Annotated in this window: 19 protein-coding genes; 3 read left to right on the top strand and 16 right to left on the bottom strand. The window is 69.0% G+C overall.

The annotated features are described in order from the left end of the window. Positions 1-8: 8 nt before the first annotated feature. The 3 genes from ACAM52_RS27060 to ACAM52_RS27050 all read left to right on the top strand — a co-directional run bounded on the left by ACAM52_RS27060 (position 9) and on the right by ACAM52_RS27050 (position 2919). Positions 9-965 carry a DMT family transporter gene (locus ACAM52_RS27060; RefSeq protein ID WP_369645073.1) on the top strand — a complete coding sequence of 319 codons (957 nt, stop codon included), beginning with the start codon at positions 9-11 and terminating at the stop codon, positions 963-965. Between the two features lie 95 nt (positions 966-1060). Beyond that, positions 1061-1774, top strand: a complete 714-nt coding sequence (locus ACAM52_RS27055) for a YebC/PmpR family DNA-binding transcriptional regulator (protein ID WP_095949820.1) — start codon at positions 1061-1063, stop codon at positions 1772-1774. Between the two features lie 335 nt (positions 1775-2109). Then, entirely contained in the window at positions 2110-2919 is an 810-nt protein-coding gene (locus ACAM52_RS27050) for a hypothetical protein (RefSeq protein WP_369645072.1), read from the top strand. An 18-nt stretch (positions 2920-2937) separates the two neighbouring features. Here the strand turns inward: ACAM52_RS27050 and ACAM52_RS27045 are convergent, their stop codons facing one another. The 16 genes from ACAM52_RS27045 to hpaR are packed head-to-tail and all read right to left on the bottom strand — an operon-like array spanning position 2938 to position 16616. Next, positions 2938-3915, bottom strand: coding sequence for a 2-dehydropantoate 2-reductase (locus ACAM52_RS27045; RefSeq protein WP_095949818.1), 978 nt, complete (start codon positions 3913-3915; stop codon positions 2938-2940). A 13-nt stretch (positions 3916-3928) separates the two neighbouring features. After that, positions 3929-4717, bottom strand: a complete 789-nt coding sequence (locus tag ACAM52_RS27040; protein WP_070063516.1) for a class II aldolase/adducin family protein — start codon at positions 4715-4717, stop codon at positions 3929-3931. Positions 4718-4735: 18 nt separating this feature from the next. Beyond that, positions 4736-5728: a Bug family tripartite tricarboxylate transporter substrate binding protein gene (locus tag ACAM52_RS27035; RefSeq protein ID WP_369645071.1), complete on the bottom strand. Its 993-nt coding sequence runs from the start codon at positions 5726-5728 to the stop codon at positions 4736-4738. 37 nt (positions 5729-5765) lie between these two features. After that, positions 5766-7499 carry a dihydroxy-acid dehydratase gene (ilvD, locus tag ACAM52_RS27030; protein ID WP_369645070.1) on the bottom strand — a complete coding sequence of 578 codons (1734 nt, stop codon included), beginning with the start codon at positions 7497-7499 and terminating at the stop codon, positions 5766-5768. Between the two features lie 37 nt (positions 7500-7536). Next, complete coding sequence (locus ACAM52_RS27025; protein ID WP_369645069.1) at positions 7537-8004, bottom strand: nuclear transport factor 2 family protein; 468 nt, start codon at positions 8002-8004, stop codon at positions 7537-7539. A gap of 21 nt (positions 8005-8025) precedes the next feature. Beyond that, on the bottom strand, positions 8026-8847 hold the full coding sequence (gene hpaI, locus ACAM52_RS27020; RefSeq protein ID WP_062476863.1) for a 4-hydroxy-2-oxoheptanedioate aldolase: 822 nt from the start codon (positions 8845-8847) through the stop codon (positions 8026-8028). 11 nt (positions 8848-8858) lie between these two features. Further along, complete coding sequence (gene hpaH / locus ACAM52_RS27015) at positions 8859-9662, bottom strand: 2-oxo-hept-4-ene-1,7-dioate hydratase (protein WP_369645068.1); 804 nt, start codon at positions 9660-9662, stop codon at positions 8859-8861. A gap of 17 nt (positions 9663-9679) precedes the next feature. Then, positions 9680-10087, bottom strand: a complete 408-nt coding sequence (locus ACAM52_RS27010) for a 5-carboxymethyl-2-hydroxymuconate Delta-isomerase (protein WP_369645067.1) — start codon at positions 10085-10087, stop codon at positions 9680-9682. 13 nt (positions 10088-10100) lie between these two features. Further along, positions 10101-10928, bottom strand: coding sequence for an extradiol ring-cleavage dioxygenase (locus ACAM52_RS27005; protein ID WP_062476853.1), 828 nt, complete (start codon positions 10926-10928; stop codon positions 10101-10103). Further along, entirely contained in the window at positions 10925-11260 is a 336-nt protein-coding gene (locus tag ACAM52_RS27000) for an aromatic ring-opening dioxygenase subunit LigA (protein WP_070063511.1), read from the bottom strand. Before ACAM52_RS27000 ends, ACAM52_RS27005 begins: the two co-directional genes overlap by 4 nt. 2 nt (positions 11261-11262) lie before the next feature. Beyond that, on the bottom strand, positions 11263-12237 hold the full coding sequence (locus tag ACAM52_RS26995; RefSeq protein ID WP_369645066.1) for a Bug family tripartite tricarboxylate transporter substrate binding protein: 975 nt from the start codon (positions 12235-12237) through the stop codon (positions 11263-11265). Next, the gene (gene hpaE / locus ACAM52_RS26990; protein WP_369645065.1) at positions 12234-13700 is read right to left on the bottom strand and encodes a 5-carboxymethyl-2-hydroxymuconate semialdehyde dehydrogenase; all 1467 of its coding nucleotides are present in this window, start codon (positions 13698-13700) and stop codon (positions 12234-12236) included. Before hpaE ends, ACAM52_RS26995 begins: the two co-directional genes overlap by 4 nt. 37 nt (positions 13701-13737) lie before the next feature. Further along, positions 13738-14739, bottom strand: coding sequence for a Bug family tripartite tricarboxylate transporter substrate binding protein (locus ACAM52_RS26985; protein WP_369645064.1), 1002 nt, complete (start codon positions 14737-14739; stop codon positions 13738-13740). 43 nt (positions 14740-14782) lie between these two features. Beyond that, the gene (locus tag ACAM52_RS26980; protein ID WP_369645063.1) at positions 14783-15553 is read right to left on the bottom strand and encodes a fumarylacetoacetate hydrolase family protein; all 771 of its coding nucleotides are present in this window, start codon (positions 15551-15553) and stop codon (positions 14783-14785) included. After that, complete coding sequence (locus ACAM52_RS26975; RefSeq protein ID WP_369645062.1) at positions 15550-16182, bottom strand: fumarylacetoacetate hydrolase family protein; 633 nt, start codon at positions 16180-16182, stop codon at positions 15550-15552. The genes ACAM52_RS26980 and ACAM52_RS26975 overlap by 4 nt, the downstream gene beginning before the upstream one ends. Further along, positions 16179-16616 (bottom strand): homoprotocatechuate degradation operon regulator HpaR, encoded by a 438-nt coding sequence (gene hpaR, locus ACAM52_RS26970; protein WP_056583837.1) that lies wholly within the window; start codon positions 16614-16616, stop codon positions 16179-16181. Before hpaR ends, ACAM52_RS26975 begins: the two co-directional genes overlap by 4 nt. Between the last annotated feature and the right edge of the window lie 47 nt (positions 16617-16663).

Raw genomic sequence — 16663 nt, 5'->3', positions numbered from 1 at the left:
CAGACAGTATGGATTCAAAGGCGTTGCAAGGTGCGGTCCCGATCGGGCGCAGGTCGTGGACGGCCGGCTTCGGCCCGGCCGAGCTCATGCTGCTGCTCGTGGCGGCGGTCTGGGGCGGTAGCTACGCGGTGGCCAAGCAGGCGACGCAGCAGTTGCCCGTGCTCGAGTTCGTCGCGCTGCGCTTCGGCCTCACCTTTCTCGTGCTGCTGCCCGCGCTGCGGCCGCTGTGGCGTGACCCGCAGTGGCGCCAGGGGCTCGCCGTGGGCGGCCTGCTGGGCGCCAACCTGCTCGCCATCTTCCTGTGCGAGACCTTCGGCGTCTCGCTGACCTTGGCGAGCAACGCGGCCTTCCTCATCAGCCTGTGCGTGGCGATCACGCCCTTCGTCGAGTGGTGGCTGCTGGGCCGGCGGCCCGCGCGGCGCGTGTTCTGGGCGGCCGGGCTCTCGGCCGTGGGCGCGGCCCTGCTCTCGGCGCCCTCGCTCGCCGACCTGTCGATGGGGTGGGGCGACGCCCTCATGTTCGCCGCCGCCTTCCTGCGCGCCGTCATGGTGTGCCTCACGCGCCGCCTGGCGGGCCGCCACACCCTGCCGGCGCTCACGCTGACGGCCGTGCAGTCGGGGGTGATGGCGCTGGGCGCGGCGGCGCTGTCGCTGCTGGCCGCGTCGGGCGGGCGCGCCTGGCACCTGCCGCCCGCCACGGCCGGCTTCTGGTGGGGCATGGCGTACCTCGTGCTGCTGTGCACCGTGTTCGCCTTTTTCGCCCAGAACCACGCGGCCTCGCGCAGCAGCCCGAGCCGCGTGTCGCTGCTCATGGGCAGCGAACCGGTGTTCGGCGCGGCCATTGCGGCCCTCGGGCTGGGCGAGCGCATCGGCGCCTGGGGCTGGGCCGGCGGCCTGCTGATCGTGGGCGCCGCCCTGTGGGTCAGCCTGGCGCCAGAGGAGGGCGAACAGAAGCGGCGCCCCTGACGGCGGAAGGGGCCGGCTGGGCGCCGCCCCCGGCTCGTGGCATCCTCGGGGGCTGCGGCGTTTCGCCGCCCCCCACAACACCAAGGAATGCAGACATGGGCGCGCAATGGAAAGCCAAGCACAAGGACGTGGCCGCGAATGCCAAGGGCCGGCTGTTCGGCAAGCTGGCCAAGGAAATCATGATCGCCGCGCGCAACGGCGCCGACCCGGCCTCGAACGCGCGGCTGCGGCTGGTCGTCGAGCAGGCCCGCAAGGTCTCGATGCCGAAGGACACGCTCGACCGCGCCATCAAGAAGGGCGCCGGCCTCACGGGCGAGGCGGTGCACTTCGACCACGTCATGTACGAGGGCTTCGCCCCGCACCGCGTGGCCGTGATGGTCGAGTGCCTGACCGACAACGTGAACCGCACCGCGCCTGAAATGCGCGTGCTGTTCCGCAAGGGCCAGCTCGGCACCTCCGGCTCGGTCTCGTGGGACTTCGACCACCTCGGCATGATCGAAGCCGAGCCCGCCAGCAAGGACGCCGACGCCGAAGTGGCCGCCATCGAAGCCGGAGCGCAGGACTTCGAGCCGGGCGCCGAAGACGGCACCACCCTGTTCCTGACTGAGCCCGCCGACCTCGACCTCGTGAGCCGAGCACTGCCGGCCCAGGGCTTCACCGTGCTGTCGGCCAAGCTGGGCTACCGGCCCAAGAATCCCGTTGATCCTGCGAGCCTGAGCGCTGCCGACCTCGAAGAGGTCGAGGCGTTTCTTGCCGCCATCGACGCGAACGACGACGTGCAGAACGTGTACGTCGGGTTGGCGGGTTGAGCGCCTGAGCCTGACGTTCGGGGCGACGCTCCCGCCGACGGGGAGCCTTGCTCCGCGAATGTCCTCCGCCCTTCGGGCTCCCCCTTAATTTCGCTGCGCAAGGCACCCCATCGACGTGAGCGTTGGGCAGTGCGGTGATTGATCGCGCAGCACAACGACCGCGCTCGGTGTGCGCAGGACACTGGGTGCTTCCCGCAGCGAAATCAAGGAGGAGGGCGAAGCCCGGGGGACATTCGCGGAGGGAAGTACCCGGTGGCCTGTGCACACGCCCCGAACATCGTCGAATGAACTGAGCACGCCACCGGAGACAATCCGCGCCGGAGGAAAACAGTTCAATGACCCATTCGACGAAGAAACGAACGCCGTCGCGTGCCGCACGGCATGCCCTCGGCCTGGCACTGGCCATCGCCGGCTTCTCGGCGCAAGCCCAGACCGAAGCGCCATCACCGGCAGCAGACCCGCCCGCAGCCACTGCATCGGCGCCTGCCCCTGCCAATGCCGCGATTGATGCAACCCAGCAAACCCGTCTGCGCTTCAACCGCGGCACCTACAAGCCCGGCATCGAGCACCTGCGCGTGGTGCGCCGCGAGAACACGATCAACAACGTGGCCGGACAGGTCGCGCTGAACGTCGCGTTCGCGGTGCTGGCCGGCGGCGTGGCCGCGCAAGGCTTCTCGAAAGACGATCTGGGCGGCACCACGCTCGAAGAGCTCAAGGACGATCCGCTGGGCGTCAATCCCGCCATCAGCGACCTCAACGACGCCTTGAGCAAGGTCGCCACCGACATCTACCGCAAGCGCGCCGAGGCCGCGCTGGCCACCGCCCTGACCGACGGTTCCACGCCCGAGGAGATCGAGGCGGCGCGCCAGATTCCGAAGGAAGCCGACACCCCGCTGCTCCCGGGACCGTGGCACCTGGTCTACGAGAACCTGCTGGGATCGGACGAGCTGTTCCGCCTCAAGTTCGGCGCCGACCTGGGGCGCCCCGGCTTCATGCGCCCGCCGATCGAATGCCGCTACCAGTCGGAGCCGGTCGCATGGGCACGGTGGCAGGCCGACAACTGGCAACTGCTGCGCGAAGAACGCGCAAAGGCCGTGGAGGCCTGCACCAAGATCATCTCTGCCGCACCCGAGAAGCGCTGGTAAGTCCGCGCCTTCGGTCGCTCAGTACAACCCGAGCTGGCGCGTCCGCAGCCGCGCCAGCCCCAGCAGTGCATCGGTGAACGGCGTGGCCACGCCCGTCAGCTCGCCCAGTTCGCGCACCACCGTGACGAGCGCGTCGAGCTCGACCGACCGGCCCGCTTCCACGTCCTGCAGCATCGAGGTCTTGAACGCGCCGAGCTTCATCGTCACCGCGTGCCGGTCTTCGGGGCTCTGCGTGATCTCGATGCCGATGCGCCGGCCGATCTCCTTGGCCTCGAGCATCACGGCCGAGATGAAGCCGCGCACGTAGTCGTCGCCCATGATCAGGTCGGTGGTGGCGCCGGTGAGCGCGCTGATCGGGTTCACCGTCATGTTGCCCCACAGCTTGAACCACACGTCCTTCTGGATCTGCGGCGACAGCGTGGTGTCGATGCCCGTGCTCTTGAGCAGCTCGACCAGCTTCTGCACGCGCGGCGTGGCCTGGCCCGAAGGCTCGCCCACGATCAGCCCGTTGCCGAAGTGGTGGCGTACCACGCCCGGCCCGTCGAGCGAGCAGCTGGCGTGCACCACGCAGCCGATCACGTTGCGCGACGGAATGGCCTTCGCAATGGCGCCTTCGGGGTCGACGGCCGCGAGGCGATGCCCCGTGATCTCGCCGCCGAAGCCGCCTTCGAGGAACCACCACGGCACGCCGTTCATCGCGACCAGCACGATCGTGTCGGGCCCGATCAGCGGCCCGATGCGTTCGGCCACGCCGGCCAGCGCGGGCGCCTTCACGGCGATCACCACCAGGTCTTGAACACCCAGTGCCTCGGGGTCGGCCACCGCGTTCACCGGCACGCGCGTGCGCACGTCGCCGCGCATGAGCGAGAGGCCGTCCTTCTGCAGCGCGTCGAGCGTGGCGCCGCGCGCCACCACGTTCAGGCGCTGGCCTGCCTGTGCGAGGCCGACGCCGATCCATCCGCCGATCGCGCCGGCGCCGTAGATGCAAATCTTCATGGGAACAGGCGCCTCAGTTGCGGTAGCTCGGGTCGATGCGGTCCACCTGCCGCACCAGCGCATTGAACACGTCCTGCCCGGCGCCGTGCGCGGGGCTGAACTGCAGTGCGTCGCGCGTGCAGCGCTGCGCGATCTCTTCGCTCACCGGAATGGCGGCGCCCATCGAGAAGGTCGCCATCTGGATCTCGCAGGCGCGCTGCAGCGTCCACAGGATCGCGAAGGTCTGCGGCAGCGTCTGGCCCCAGGCCAGCAGGCCGTGGTTGCGCAGGATCACCGCGTTGCGATCGCCGATGCTCTTCAGCAGGCGCGGGCCTTCGTCGGCATGGATCGTGATGCCCTCGAAGTCGTGGTACGCCACCATGCCGTGCAGCTGGGCGGTGTAGAAATTGGTCTGCTGCAGGCCGCCCTGCAGGCAGGCCACGGCCACGCCGGCCGTGGTGTGCGTGTGCATCACGCAGTGCGCGCCGGGCAGGCCGTCGTGGATGGCCGCATGCACCACGAAGCCGGCCGGGTTCACCGGGTAGGTCGAGCCGTCGAGCACCTTGCCCTGCAGGTCGATCTTCACCAGGTTGCTGGCCGTCACCTCGCTGTAGTGCAGGCCGAAGGGGTTGATGAGGAACTGCTTCTCGCCACCGGTCACGCTGTCGGGCAGCCGCACCGTGATGTGGTTGTAGATCATCTCGGTCCAGCCCAGCATCGCGAACACGCGGTAGCAGGCCGCGAGCTCCTCGCGCGCGGCGCGCTCGTCGGGATGGATCGAGGGATGGACCAGCGCCGACGGCGCGGTGGCGAGTGTGTTCATGGCAGTTCCTTCATGTGATCAACCTTCAGCCGTGAAGCCGACCTCTTTCACGATCGGCGCCCACTTGGCGGTGTCCTTCTTCAACAGATCGGCCAGCTCGGCCGGCGTGGAAGACATGGCTTCCAGGCCGAAGGTGCCGAGGCCGTCGATCACGTCCTTTTGTGCGAGCGCGTTCTTCATCGCCGTGTTGAGCTTCGTCACCAGCTCGGGCGAGGCCTTGGCCGGCAGGAAGAAGGCGAACCATTCGCTGTGCGCCATGTTCTTGATGCCCTGCTCGCCGAAGGTCGGCACATCGGGCGCGAAGCGGCTGCGCTTGGCACCCGACACGCCCAGGATGCGCACCTTGCCCGACTGCAGGTGCTGCGTGATGTCGCCGATGGGGCCCGACACCGCCGAGATGTTGCCGCCCAGCAGGTCGAGCATGGCCGGTTGCGTGCCGCGGTAGGCCGCGTGCTTGAGCTCGACGCCGGCCTGCTTGCCCAGCAGCGCGCCGATGAAGTGCGGCGTGGAGCCCGCGGCCGGCGAGCCGTAGTTGGCACCGGCCGGGTTGGCCTTGGCCCAGGCGAGGAACTCGGGCACCGTCTTGATCGTGGCGGGCACGGCCGGGCCGACCGCGAAGCCGAAGTCGAAGATGCAGGCCAGGCTCACGGGCGTGAGGTCGACCATCGGGTCGTAGGGCAGCTTCTTGTAGATGTGCGGGTAGATCGTGAGGATCGACGTGGGCGTCTGCAGGATGGTGGTGCCGTCGGCCGGGCGGCCCTTCACGTAGCTCACGGCGATCTGGCCGCCCGCGCCGGTGCGGTTCTCGACCACGGCGGTCTTGGCGTAGTCGGGGCTCAGCTTCAGCGCGATGCGCCGGCAGGTGGTGTCCGAGGTGCCACCGGCCGCGAAGCCGGTGACGATGGTGGCGTTCTCGAGCGCGGCAGCCTGCGCGAAGGCCTGCTGGCCGAGGCTGGCGAGCAGCGCCGAAGCGCCGGTGGACTGCAGCATGTGGCGGCGGGTGAAGGTCATGTCTGTCTCTTTTCGGGTGGGTGAGGAGGGAACAGGATCACGACTCGTCGCGCAGCCAGGTGACCGCGCCCGAGTGGGTCACGGCGCCCTGGTGGGCAGGGCGCACGGTGAGCGCGTATTTTTCCAACAAACCACCGTGCGCCGCCCCCGCGTTTACCTCACGTCCGGCCAGCCGCGACGCGATTTCTTCGGTGCTCAGCTCGACCGAAATGCTGCGCGCCGCGGCGCGTGCATCGATGGCCACCATGTCGCCGTCGCGCAGCACCGCGATCGGCCCGCCGTCGGCCGCCTCGGGCCCCGCGTAGCCGATGCACAGGCCGCGCGTGGCGCCCGAAAAACGCCCGTCGGTCAGCAGCGCCACCTTGTCGCCCATGCCCTGGCCGTACAGCAGCGCGGTGATGCCCAGCATCTCGCGCATGCCGGGGCTGCCCTTGGGGCCTTCGTTGCGGATGACGATCACGTCGCCCGCTTCGTAGCGGCGGTTCTGCACGGCGGCCTGCGCTTCTTCTTCCGAGTTGAAGACGCGCGCCGGACCGCGGTGCACCAGCGTCTTCAGGCCCGCCGTCTTGAGCAGCGCGCCGTCGGGGCACAGGTTGCCCTTGAGCACGGCCAGCCCGCCGTCGCGCGTGATCGGGTTGCCCGCTTCGCGCACCACGCGGCCGTCGGGCGCGGCGGCGTCGGCCACTTCCTCGGCCAGCGTGCGGCCGGTGAAGGTGAGGGCGTCGCCATGCAGGAAGCCCTGCTCCAGCAGCGTGCGCAGGATGACGCCCGCGCCGCCGATGTAGTACACGTCGCGCGCCAGGTACTGGCCGCCGGGGCGCAGGTCGGCAATGAGCGGCGTGCGCGCAAAGATCTCGGCCACGTCGTCCAGGTGGAACTTGATTCCGGCTTCATGAGCAATGGCTGGCAGATGCAGCGCCGCATTGGTCGAGCCGCCCGTGGCCGAGACCACGGCGCAGGCGTTTTCGAGTGCCTTGCGCGTCACGACGTCGCGCGGCAGCGGGCCGTCGCCCATCACCGCCTTCATGAGCTGCTTCGCGGCGCGGCGCATCAGCGGCGCGCGTTCGCTGAACACCGCGGGCACCATGCTCGAGCCGATGGGCGCCAGGCCCAGCGCCTCCGACACCATGCCCATGGTGTTGGCCGTGAACTGCCCCGCGCAGGCGCCGGCCGTGGGCAGGCAGGCGCGGCTCATGGCGTCGAGCTCGTCGTGCGTGGCCGTGCCGGCCAGCACCTTGCCAATGGTCTCGTAGGTGTCGACCACGTTCAGGTCGCGCCCGTCGGGTCCGGGCATCTGCCCCGGCAGGGCAGAGCCGCCATGCACGAACACGCTCGGCACGTTGCAGCGGACCATGCCCATCATCAGCCCCGGCAGGTTCTTGTCGCAGGCGCCGATGGCGAAGATGCCGTCCCACTGGTGGCCGCGCGTCGAGGCTTCCACGCTGTCGGCGATGAGCTCGCGCGAGATCAGCGAGAAGCGCATGCCCGAGTGCGCCATCGTCAGGCCGTCGCTCACCGACACCACGGGGCATTCGTGCGGCGTGCCGCCGCCGGCGTAGATGCCGGTCTTGGCGTGCTGCGCCTGCTCGCGCAGGTTGAGGTTGCACGGGCTCATCTCGCCGCCCGTGTGGAACACGCCGACGTGCGGGCGCGCGATGTCCTCGTCGTCCTGGCCCAGCGCGTGCAGGAAGCTGCGCGTGGTCGCGCGGATCGTGCCCTCGCGGATGGTCGCGGAGCGGAAGCGTTTCGTGGGGTCGGTGGGCGTGGTCATGCGGCTGGCGAAGGCTGGCTCGTGGAAGGGCGGGGCGTCAGAACATGCCGTTCTTGTTCGCGGCGGTTTCGGGCACGGGCTGCACCACGTCCCAGTGCTCGACGATCTTGCCGTTCTCGAGCTTGAAGATGTCGACGATGGCGCTGCCGCGCGTGCCGGGTTCGCGCACCGCGTTCACATGCAGGATCACGTAGTCGCCGTCGACGAAGCTGCGCTTGATCTCGCTGTGCGACTTCGGAAACTTCTCGCGCAGGAAGGCGATGAACTTGCGAAAGCCCTCGGGCCCGTCGGCCGCCGTGGGGTTGTGCTGCACGTAGCGGTTGCCCACGTACTGCAGCGCCGCGTCGGCGTCCTTCTGGTTCAGGCCTTTTTCGTAGAAGGCGAGCACGGTCTGGCGGTTGGCTTCCTGCCGGGCCTGCGCGGTCGGGGCCGGGCCCGTCTGGGCGCAGGCGCCCAGAAGCAGGGCGGCAGCAGCGGCGAAAGCCGCGAGGGTGGTGCGTCGCATCGAAATTTCCTTGACGGTGGATCAGTAGCCGTTGGGCGCGGTGGCGCCCGGTGCGGCCTTGTACTTCGCGAGCAGCTGCTTGGCGGCGGCCGCGAGCAGGATCGTGTCGACGCCCACGGCCACGAACAGCGCGCCGGCCGCGAGCCACTTGCGCGCCTGCTCCTCGGTGGTCGACAGGATGCCGGCCGCCTTGCCGGCCTTGCGGATGCGCGCGATGGCGTCGGCGATCGCGGCCTGCACCTCGGGGTGGTTGGGCTGGCCCACGAAGCCCATCGAGGCCGACAGGTCGGCCGGGCCGATGAAAACGCCGTCCACGCCCGGCGTGGCCGCGATGGCGTCGATGTTCTTCATCGCCTCGACCGTCTCGGCCTGCACCAGCAGGCAGGTCTGCGCGTTGGCTTCGTGCAGGTAGTTCGGGTAGGCCTGCCAGCGCGAGGCGCGCGCCAGCGCGCTGCCCATGCCGCGGATGCCTTCGGGCGGATAGCGCATGCCTTGCACGAGTTGCGCGGCCTGCTCGGCGGTGTCGACCATCGGCACCAGCAGCGTCTGCGCGCCGATGTCCAGGTACTGCTTGATCAGCGTGGTGTCGCCGACCGGAATGCGCACGACGGGGTGCGAGCGCTGCGCGTCGGGCTGCGCCGACCATGCGCTGGAGATGCCCTGCAGCTGCGCGAGCACCGAGCGCACGTCGTTGGGCGCGTGCTCGCCGTCGACCAGCAGCCAGTCGTAGCCGGTGCCGGCCAGCAGCTCGGCCACGTAGCCGTCGCCCAGGCCGACCCACAGGCCGATCTGGGGTTGGCCGGCCTGCAGGGCCTGCTTGAAGGTGTTGAGTGGGGTGTGCATGAAAAAACTCGTCAGACGAAACGGAAGGCGATGGAGCCCAGGGGGCCGTAATCCGCATGGAAGGTGTCGCCCGGCACGGCGTTGGTGGGTCGCGTGAACGAACCGCCCAGCACGATCTCGCCGGCTTCGAGGCATTCGTCCCACGGCGCGAGCTTGTTCGCGAGCCAGGCCACGCCGGTGGCCGGGTGGTTGAGCACGGCCGCGGCCACGCCCGACTCCTCGATCACGCCGTTCTTGTAAAGCAGCGCGCTGACCCAGCGCAGGTCGACCGCGTCGGGCTTCACGGGCCGGCCGCCGAGCACGATGCCCGCATTGGCCGCGTTGTCGGCGATGGTGTCGAACACCTTGCGCATGGCCTTGGTGTGGCGGTCGAACTGCTCGATGCGCGCGTCGATGATCTCGATGGCGGGCACCACGTAGTCGGTGGCGGCCAGCACGTCGAAGATGGTCACGTTCGGCCCCTGCAGCTTCTTGCCGAGCACGAAGGCCAGCTCGACCTCGATGCGCGGCGCGATGAAGCGCGTGAACGGGATGTCGCTGCCCTGCTCGAAGAACATGTCGTCCAGCAGCGTGCCGTAATCGGGCTCGGTGATCTGGCTGGCCTGCTGCATGGCGCGCGAGGTGAGGCCGATCTTGTGGCCCTTCACGATGCGGCCTTCGGCAATCTTGTGCTTCACCCATTCGCGCGAGATGGCGTAGCCGTCCTCGATGGTCATCTCGGGAAAGCGCTTGGAGAAATGCTCGACCTGCACGCGCGACTTCTCGCTCTCGTGCAGTTCGGCGGCCAGTTGGGCGATGGTGGCGGTGGAGAGCATGGGGGCTCGCTTCTTCTTTATGACTTGTTGAACAGGGGATGCAGGTTGCTGTGCTTGCCGTCGTACACCTGCCCCGGCGCTTCGTCGATCTGCAGCGTGATGCCGATGTGGCGCTGCGTGAAGACGGGCTCGAAATGCGCGCGCACGGCGGCCAGCAGGTCGTCGCCGGCTTTCTTCTTCACCGCCTCGGAGCGACCCGAGGCCATGCGCAGGTTCAGGTACACGAAGGCGTAGTCGGCCCGGCCGTCGGCCACCGCGTAGTGCGCGGCGGGGTAGGCCAGCACGCGCGTGCCGCCGGTGGGGAACACCGGCTTGCCGGCCTCGTCGCGCTGTTCGAGCATGGTGTCGGCCAGCGTGCGGCACAGCGCCGACACGTCGGTCTCGGCCTCGATGTTGGGCGTGTACAGGATCACCAGGTGCGGCATGGTCGTGCTCCGTTCAAACCACCGACATCGTCGCGGCCGTGCAGGTCACCGCGAAGATCGGAATGGCCTTCATGTGGAAGATCTCGCCCTTGCCGCGCGCGGCCGCGGCCACGCTCAGGAAGGTGCGGATCTCGAAGCCGCCCTGGCCCGCTTCGCGGTAGGTGGCCTCGTCGCCGTAGTCGGCCTGCGACAGCAGCGCCTCGCGGTCGTTGGCGCACCAGCGGCGCATGAACTCGGCGTCCCACTCGGCATTGACCTTGCCCGAGTCGGGCGTGGCCGGCCAGTGCGAGATGCCGCCCGTGCCCACCAGCGCGATGCGCTCGGGCACCTTGTCGCAGGCGCGGCGCAAGGCTTCGCCGAAGGCCCACGCGCGGTGCAGTGGCGTGAGCGGCGGGCCCTGGCAGTTGATGTTCACGGGAATGACCTTGGTGTCGAAGTTCGGCGTGAGGAAGTTCAGCGGCACCATGATGCCGTGGTCGAACTTCCATTCTTCCGCGTAGGCCACGTCCACCGTCTGCATCACCTCGCGGATCAGGCGCTGCGACAGCGCGGCGTCGCCGGGGATGGTGTGCTTCTCGATGCCCAGCCACTTCGGGTCTTCGATCGGGCCCTCGTAGCTGTCGGCCATGCCGATCGCATAGGCCGGCATGTTGTTCATGAAGAAGTTCGCGAAGTGCTCGGCCGCGATGACGATCACCGCGTCGGGCTTCGTGGCGCGCATCGCCTCGCCGAAGCGGTGGAACTGCGCGTGGAACTCGTCCTTGACCGCCGGGTCGGCGAGGTGCGCGCGGCCCGTGATGCCGGGGGCGTGGCTGCACACGCCTGCGAATACGAGACTCATACGCCTGCCACTTTCTCGTCGGTTCCGGTTGTCATTGCGTAGATGCCGGCGCGCACCGGGCCGTACTTGCGCACGCCTTCGCGCATGGCTTCGAGGTAGTCCGCCCACGCCACGCCGAGCAGGGGCGCGAAGTGCATCAGCAGCTGGCCGTTGCACCCGAGCACGTAGAGCTTGCCGATGTCGCCGGTGCCGATCGCTTCGCGCTCTTCGTCGTTCAGGTCGTAGCCGGCCAGCAGCGTGGCGCGCGTGTCGCCGCCTTCGCCGAAGCGGCGCTGCACGTCGGCGTCGCGGTTCAGCGCGAACAGAAATTTCTGCATCGCATAGAGGCTCATGGTCAGCCCTCGATCTGGATGTTGGCCTTGCGGATCACGTCGCCGTACTTCGCGATCTCGCTGCGAATGAACTCGGCAAAGCGCTCGGGCGTGCCCGACAGCGACGCGATGCCGCCCTTGTGGAAGGCCTCGGTCACGGCCGGCGATGCCAGGGCGCGGTTCACTTCGGCGTTCACGCGTTGCACGATGGCGTCCGGCGTGCCGGCCGGGGCCAGCAGGCCGTTCCACGAATTGGACTCGATGGCCACGCCCTGTTCGGCCAGTGTGGGTATCGCGGGCGCGTACTGCGAGCGCTGCGCGGTCGCCATGCCCAGCGCCACCAGCTTGCCGGCCTGCACATGGCCGCGGAACTCGGGCCAGTTGCCGAACATCACGGTCACCTGGCCGCCGAGCAGGTCGGCCAGCGCCGGGCCCTGGCCCTTGTAGGGCACGTGCACGATGTCCAGGCCCATCTGCAGCTTGAGCATCTCGCCCGATAGGTGGGCCGAGGTGCCGTTGCCGAAGGAGGCGAAGCTCAGCGTGCCGGGCTTCGCCTTGGCCTGGTTGCGCAGGTCGGCCAGCGTCTTCAGGCCGCTGCCCGGGTGCGTGGCGAGCACGTGCTCCGACATGCCCATGAGCGCGACCGGGCGCAGGTCTTTCAGTGTGTCGTAGGGCAGCTTGCGCACCAGCGTGGGGTTGGCCGTGAAGCTGTTGGCCACGCACACGAAGCTGTAGCCGTCGGGCGCCGACTTGGCGACCGCATCGACGCCGATCACCGTGCCGGCGCCGGGCTTGTTCTCGACGATCACCGGCTGGCCCAGCGCCTTGCCGAGTTCGAGGCCGACGAGACGCGCGACGAAGTCGGTGGTGCCGCCGGGCGTGAAGGGCACGACGATGCGCACCGCCTTGGCGGGCCACGCCGCTTGCGCGCGCGCCAGCGAGGGCAGGGCCGCGAATGCGGCGGCGCCCTGCAGCAGCGTGCGGCGTTGCGTGTTCACGCCACGCCCCAGTGCGGAATGTGGTGCGAGCCCATCGACACCGCGATGTTCTTCGGCTCGCAGAACACTTCGTAGCTCCAGGTGCCGCCTTCGCGGCCCGTGCCCGAGGCCTTGGTGCCGCCGAAGGGCTGGCGCAGGTCACGCACGTTCTGGCTGTTGACGAAGCACATGCCGGCTTCCACGGCGGCGGCCACGCGGTGGGCCTTGCCGATGTTCTCGGTCCACACGTAGCTGCTCAGGCCGTAGGCAATGTCGTTGGCCAGTTCGATGGCGTGCGCCTCGTCCTTGAACGGGATCAGGCAGGCGACCGGGCCGAAGATCTCGTCCTGCGCGATCTTCATGCGGTTGTCGACGTCGGCGAACACGGTGGGCATCACGTAGTTGCCCTTCTTCACGCGGTCGGGCAGGTTTGACGGCGCATCGAGCCCGCCGCAGAGCAGCGTCGCGCCTTCCTTCGGGCCCAGCTCGATGTAGCTGCGCACCTTGGCCAGGTGGGCCTGCGAAATCATGGGGCCGACGATGGTCTTCTCGTCGAGCGGGTCGCCCACGGTGATGCGCCTGGCGCGCTCGGCGAACTTCGCGGCGAAGTCGGCGTAGATCGACTGCTGCACCAGGATGCGCGAGCCGGCCGTGCAGCGCTCGCCGTTGTTGCTGAAGATCATGAATACGGCCGCGTCGAGCGCGCGGTCGAGGTCGGCGTCCTCGAAGATCACGAACGGGCTCTTGCCGCCCAGTTCCATGCTGAACTTCTTCAGGCCCGCGCTCTTCACGATGCGGTTGCCCGTGGCAGTGGAGCCGGTGAACGAAATCGCGCGCACGTCGGGGTGCGCCACCAGCGGTTCGCCGGCTTCCTTGCCGTAGCCGTGCACCAGGTTCAGCACGCCGGCCGGAATGCCGGCCTCGAGCGCCAGCTCGCCCAGGCGCGCGGCCGTGAGCGGCGACAGCTCGCTCATCTTCAGCACGGCCGTGTTGCCGAAGGCCAGGCAGGGCGCGACCTTCCAGGTGGCGGTCATGAAGGGCACGTTCCACGGGCTGATGAGCGCGCACACGCCCACCGGATGGAACAGCGTGTAGTTCAGGTGCGTGGGCGTGGGGTAGGTGTGGCCGTCGACGCGCGTGCACATCTCGGCGAAGTAGTAGAAGTTATCGGCCGCGCGCGGAATGAGCTGCTTGCCGGTCTGCGCGATCACCTGGCCGCAGTCGTTGGTCTCGGTCTGCGCGATCTCGGGCACGTGCTTGGCGATCAGGTCGCCGAGCTTGCGGATGAGCTTGGCGCGCTCGGGCGCGGGCAGGCCGGCCCACTTGGGGAAGGCGGCCTTGGCGGCGGCCACGGCGGCGTTCACTTCGGCCTCGCCGCCCGAGGCGACTTCGGCCAGCACTTCCTGCGTGGCGGGGTTGACGGTTTCGAAGTAGTCGGCGCCTTGGACTGGCTTGCCGTCGATGAGGTGATGGATCTGTTGCATGGGCGTGAAGGTGTTGCGGCCTTGCGGCGGTGTGTCGTCAGTCGAGCTTGATGTCGCGCGCCTTGATCAGCGCGTGCCACTTCTTGCGTTCGGTGTCCACGAAGCGGGCCATCTCGGCGGCGTCCGTGGGGCGGGCTTCCCAGCCGGCGTCGTAGAGCTTCTGCTTCACGCCGGTGTCGTTCATGCTTTTCAGCAGGTCGGCGCCCAGGCGCGCCTGGATGTCCTTGGGCGTGGCGGCCGGTGCCACCAGCCCCTGCCAGGTGTAGGCCTCGACGGCGTAGCCGAGCTCCTTGGCCGTCGGCAGCTGGGGCAGCTGCGGCACGCGCTCGGTCGACATGGCCAGCAGCGGAATGACCTTGCCGGCCTTCACGGCGCTGATGCCGCTGGGCAGGTCGAGCATCATCAGCGGCACCTGGTTGCCCATGAGGTCCTGCAGCGCGGGCGCGCCGCCCTTGTAGGGAATGTGCAGCAGCGACACGCCGGCCTCGCGCTGGAACAGCTCGTAGGCCAGGTGGTGCGGGCTGCCGGTGCCCGGCGTGGCGATGCTGTACTTGCCCGGCGAGGCCTTGAGCGCCGCGATGAGCGCCTTGGCGTCGCTGAAGCCCGCGCCCGGCGCGGCGGTGATGATGAGCGGCGAGCGGCCCATCATGCCGAGCAGCGCGAAGTCTTTCTCGGCGTCGTAGGGCAGCTTCTTGTAGAGCGCGGGGTTGTAGACCAGCACGCCGTTGTCGGCCGAGAACACGGTGTAGCCGTCGCCCGGCGAACGCGCCACGTTTTCCGACGCGATGATCGCGCCCGCGCCGGGACGGTTGTCGACCGTGACGGGCTGCGCGAGCTGCTGCGAGAGCTGCGCGCCGGCCGTGCGCGCGAGGTAGTCGGTGCCGCCGCCGGCCGGGTAGCCCACGACCCAGCGCACGGGCTTGGTCGGGTAGGCCGAGGCGGTCTGCGCGGTGGCGGTCGGTGCGAGCAGCAGCGTGGCGGCGCTGGCCACCACGAAGGCGGCAGCAAGGCGGAAAGTCCGGGTTCTGGCGGTCGTCATGGCGGTGTGTCTCCGTTTTTTTGAAAGGGGGTGGCGCAGTCGATCAGCGCGCGGCGATGGTGTTGACCAGCGCGCCGATGCCGTCGATCTCGGTCACGACCACGTCGCCCGGCTGGCAATCGACCACGCCGTCGGGCGTGCCGGTGAGGATCAGGTCGCCCGGCGACAGCGTCATGAAGCGGCTGAAGTACTCGATGAGGAAGGGCGCGTCGAAGATCATGTCGCGCGTGTTGCCCTGCTGCGTGACGGTGCCGTTCACCGTGGTGCGCAGCGCGAGCGCCATCGGGTCGGCCACGTCGGCCGCATCGACGAACCACGGCCCCAGCGGCGTGCAGGTGTCGCGGTTCTTCACGCGCAGGTTGGGGCGGTACCAGTTCTCGAGGTAGTCGCGAATCGCGTAGTCGTTGGCCACCGTGTAGCCGCCGATGACGTCGTAGGCGTCGTCGCGCTTCACGTGCTTCGCGGTCTTGCCGACCACGATGGCGAGTTCGCACTCGTAGTGCATGAACTTCACGTCGGCCGGGCGGTGCGTGAGCTGCCGGTGACCGATGAGCGTGCTCTGGCCCTTGACGAACACCAGCGGTTCCTCGGGCGCCTTGAACTCCAGTTCTTTCGCGTGGTCGGCGTAGTTCAGGCCCAGCGCGAGGATGGTGCGCGGGCGCGCCGTGGGCGCGAGCGGCGGCAGCCACACGAGCTGTTCCTGCGGCACGACGCGGCCGTCGGCCAGCCGCACGGCGGCGTCGGCCTGGCCGTTGAATTCGTGCGCGGTGCCGGTGTGCTCGCGGCCTTCGAAGATGACGCGTGCGTGCTTCATGCCGTTGCTTCCTTCACCAGCGTGTTGCTCAGGGTTTCGAACCCCGGCGCGGAGATGTCGATGCGGTCGCCCGCGCGGGCCAGCGGACGGCCCAGGTCGCAGCCGAGCATCAGCACGTCGCCGTGCGCCAGCGTCATGAACTCGCCCACGTCGGCCAGCAGCTGCGGCGCGGGGCGCACGAGCTGCGAGAAGTCGATCGACTGCTTCAGTTCGCCGTTGATGCGCACCTCGATGCGGAACTGCGCCGGGTCGGCCACCTCCTGCGCGTCGCGCAGCGCCGGGCCGATGCCCAGGAAGCCGTCGACGCACTTGAACTTCACCGGCGGGCGGAAAAAGCTCGCATGCGGAATCGACAGGTCGTTCAGCAGCACGAAGCCTTCGACGTCGCCCTCGGCGCCGATCACCATGCCGATGCTGGCGCCGACTTCCACGTCGGACACCGCGGCGGGCACGGTGACGGTGCTGCCGTGCGGGCTCCAGGTGTTGGCCGTCTTCACGTAGAGCACGGGCGCCTTCGGCGGTGCCTTGTAGGGCGCCTCGGTCATCTGCGGCGCGAGCGCCGCGGCCTCGGCGCGGAAGTTCAGCAGCGTGCCGTACACGGTGCCGGTGGGGAGAAAGGAGGTGGTCATGGTTCGGGTTGCTCCAGCGCGATCAGTTCGTCCAGCAGGCCGTAGAGCTGCGTCAGCTTGGCCTTGCCCAGCGACTGCTCCATCCAGTCGTAGTGCGCCTCGATGCTGGTGCCCAGGCGTTTCACGAGCTTCATGCCGTGCGGCGTGGCCTCGACCACGGTGCGGCGCTGGTCGGCCGGGTCGCGGGCGCGGGTGATGAGGTTGTCGCGCTCCATGCGCGCGAGCACGCCCGTGAGGCTGGGGCCGAGGATGAAAGCCTCGCGCGCGACGCGGCCGGTGTCGACCGCGCCGTGCTCGCCGAGCACGCGCAGCACGCGCCATTGCTGGTCGGACAGCGCGTGCTCGCGCAGGCTGGGCCGCGTGTGGGCCATCACGGCTTCGCGGGCCTGCAGCAGCAGGCGCGGCAAATTGCGGTGCGTGAAGGTGGTGCTCAAAAGCTGTGCCTCTCAGAATTATTTAACATGTTAAATGAATGCCGAGA

The sequence above is a fragment of the Variovorax sp. V118 genome (assembly GCF_041154445.1).
GTDB classification, from domain to species: Bacteria; Pseudomonadota; Gammaproteobacteria; order Burkholderiales; family Burkholderiaceae_C; genus Variovorax; species Variovorax boronicumulans.
Note: the sequence above shows the minus strand (reverse complement) of the source record. Positions and strands in the feature narration are given on the sequence as shown.

Coding starts and splice junctions, on each gene's coding strand:
- ACAM52_RS27060 (WP_369645073.1), top strand. CDS start 9: ATGGATTCAAAGGCGTTGCAAGGTGCGGTCCCGATCGGGCGCAGGTCG.
- ACAM52_RS26975 (WP_369645062.1), bottom strand. CDS start 16,182: ATGACCACCTCCTTTCTCCCCACCGGCACCGTGTACGGCACGCTGCTG.
- ACAM52_RS27055 (WP_095949820.1), top strand. CDS start 1,061: ATGGGCGCGCAATGGAAAGCCAAGCACAAGGACGTGGCCGCGAATGCC.
- ilvD (WP_369645070.1), bottom strand. CDS start 7,499: ATGACCACGCCCACCGACCCCACGAAACGCTTCCGCTCCGCGACCATC.
- ACAM52_RS27035 (WP_369645071.1), bottom strand. CDS start 5,728: ATGACCTTCACCCGCCGCCACATGCTGCAGTCCACCGGCGCTTCGGCG.
- ACAM52_RS26985 (WP_369645064.1), bottom strand. CDS start 14,739: ATGACGACCGCCAGAACCCGGACTTTCCGCCTTGCTGCCGCCTTCGTG.
- ACAM52_RS27050 (WP_369645072.1), top strand. CDS start 2,110: ATGACCCATTCGACGAAGAAACGAACGCCGTCGCGTGCCGCACGGCAT.
- hpaE (WP_369645065.1), bottom strand. CDS start 13,700: ATGCAACAGATCCATCACCTCATCGACGGCAAGCCAGTCCAAGGCGCC.
- ACAM52_RS27010 (WP_369645067.1), bottom strand. CDS start 10,087: ATGCCGCACCTGGTGATCCTGTACACGCCCAACATCGAGGCCGAGACC.
- ACAM52_RS27000 (WP_070063511.1), bottom strand. CDS start 11,260: ATGAGCCTCTATGCGATGCAGAAATTTCTGTTCGCGCTGAACCGCGAC.
- hpaH (WP_369645068.1), bottom strand. CDS start 9,662: ATGCTCTCCACCGCCACCATCGCCCAACTGGCCGCCGAACTGCACGAG.
- ACAM52_RS27040 (WP_070063516.1), bottom strand. CDS start 4,717: ATGAACACACTCGCCACCGCGCCGTCGGCGCTGGTCCATCCCTCGATC.
- ACAM52_RS26980 (WP_369645063.1), bottom strand. CDS start 15,553: ATGAAGCACGCACGCGTCATCTTCGAAGGCCGCGAGCACACCGGCACC.
- hpaI (WP_062476863.1), bottom strand. CDS start 8,847: ATGCACACCCCACTCAACACCTTCAAGCAGGCCCTGCAGGCCGGCCAA.
- ACAM52_RS27025 (WP_369645069.1), bottom strand. CDS start 8,004: ATGCGACGCACCACCCTCGCGGCTTTCGCCGCTGCTGCCGCCCTGCTT.
- ACAM52_RS27045 (WP_095949818.1), bottom strand. CDS start 3,915: ATGAAGATTTGCATCTACGGCGCCGGCGCGATCGGCGGATGGATCGGC.
- ACAM52_RS27005 (WP_062476853.1), bottom strand. CDS start 10,928: ATGAGTCTCGTATTCGCAGGCGTGTGCAGCCACGCCCCCGGCATCACG.